The sequence below is a fragment of the Arthrobacter sp. sptzw32 genome (genome assembly GCF_059089735.1).
The window spans coordinates 1-349 of the sequence record NZ_JBNHEZ010000029.1 but is presented as its reverse complement, the minus strand read 5'-3'; the positions used below and the strand labels follow the sequence as shown (position 1 = coordinate 349).

Here is a 349-nt window from a genome sequence, read left to right as displayed (position 1 = left end):
CCCCGCCACGGCCTGCACCACCTCGACATCTACGCCACCACCGACCAATACGAACACCTCCTCACCGTCATGAACACCGCCACCAACCCACGCACCAACACCGGAACTAAACCCGGCACCGGCACTGCAGCTGAACTAGGGCCCAGTACGGGCACGGGCACGGGCACGGGCACGGGCACGGATCACTGGCGGGACCGCGGCGTGGACGTGGAACTGGACCGCCGCACCAGGCCACAAAAACAACTCGACGGCCTCGTCGGCGCCGCCAAAATCGCCCTGGCCACCAACACCCTGCCCAGCACCGGCGGAAACCGCCCCCAAATCATCGCCACCATCAACTACCAAGACC

1 pseudogene is annotated in these 349 nt (G+C 66.2%); it reads left to right on the top strand.

Annotated elements, in window-relative coordinates:
• Positions 1 to 349 (top strand): annotated as a pseudogene (locus tag AC5RVN_RS17460) (HNH endonuclease signature motif containing protein); the annotation flags it as partial.